A 1,382-nucleotide genomic window follows, 5' to 3' on the forward strand; every position below is an offset into this window, starting at 1 on the left:
CGCCAGCAGCGCGGCGTGCGCGAAGGCGGTGGTCGGCACCGCGGCGCCGCGCCCGGCCAGCGCGAGCGCCAGGCACCACACGGCGAGCAGCGCGTTCAGCGCGAGCGCATAGGCCAGCGCGCCGCGCTGCGGGCTGACCTCGAACAGCCCGGGGTCGAGGATCTGCGTCACGCGGTACAGCGCGAGCACCGAGGGCAGCGCCATCAGCCACGCGAGCCAGGCCGGCGCGAGCACGCTGGTGACGATCAGCGGTGCGCAGGCGGTGACGTAGGGCAGCAGCGACCAGCGCAACCGCGCCTGCGCATAGTCGCCGTCGGCCAGGCGCAACAGCAGCTCGCGCAGGTGCTTTACCTCCGTTCGCCCTGAGCCTGTCGAAGGGTCGGGCTGAGCTTGTCCTTCGACAAGCTCAGGATGATCGGTCCCAACCGCCTCCGTTCGGGCTGAGCCCGTCGAAGCCTTCGTGTCATGCGAACAGGACCCTTCGACAGGCTCTGGGCGAACGGGCACCGTATCCCGTTCGGGCTGAGCTTGTCGAAGCCCTGGTTCCATGTGCACAGGCCCTTCGACAAGCTCAGGGCGAACGGAGGTGGGTGCCGTCATTTCAGCGCATCGACTGCGGTGCCACCGCCGGCGCGAACTCGTCGATCGGCGCCCACGCGCGCAGGAACAGCTCGTCGTCGAGGAACACATTCATCGGCGTGCCCGGCTTCACGACGATGGTCGGCACCAGGTTCAGGTAGCGCGACGCGACGCGCCGGCCCACGTCGGCCAGACCGGCCGCGATCTCGGCGCCGGCATCGCGCCCGGCCAGCACACTGACCGCGAGGTTGGTGTCGTTGCTGGTCGAGCGTGCGGCGCGCGTCGCGGCCAGCCCGCCGATCACGCCGTAGGCCGCGACGCCGCCGAGCGTCGCGAGGAAATGCCGGTTCACGTCGCCCTCCAGCGCCGCGACGCCGGCGCCATCGAGCATCGCGCTGCGCGACAGGTCGATGCGCGCGCCGTTCGGCAGCACCAGCCACTGCGCGATCAGCGCCATGCGCTCGTTGATCGCCTCGTTGACCGGCTTCGGGCGGGCCGAGCTGCCGAGCACCCGCGTGCCCTTCGGGATCAGGATCACGTCCTGGTTCAGGTCGTAGATGTCGCGGGCGATCAGCGCGCGCCAGCGGCCTTCCCAGTCGGAGTTGACCTCGATGTCGAGCACCGCCGCCATCACCGTGCCGACCGGCACCAGGTACTCGCCCTCGCGCTGCGCATCGCCCTTCTCGCGGCGCGCGGTGGCCGTCTGGCCGACGATCGCGCCCGAGGCCTGCGCGCCGGCGAGGTCGCGCACGTAGCGCGCCGCGTCGTCGCCACTGCCGGTGCCGCCGCGCACGCGGTCGATC

The 1,382-nt window shown here is 71.7% G+C and carries 2 protein-coding genes; both read right to left on the minus strand.

Annotation, left to right across the window (positions count from 1 at the left end; all coding sequences use genetic code 11):
- Window positions 1-327 (minus strand): hypothetical protein (locus ACXJLU_RS33330; protein ID WP_457338003.1); only part of this gene is annotated, 327 nt, incomplete at its 3' end.
- Window positions 328-601: 274 nt separating this feature from the next.
- A partial coding sequence (locus ACXJLU_RS33335; protein ID WP_457338004.1) for a TraB/TrbI/VirB10 family type IV secretion system protein occupies window positions 602-1,382 on the minus strand: 781 nt, incomplete at its 5' end.

This window comes from Rhizobacter sp. P5_C2 (assembly GCF_054049715.1).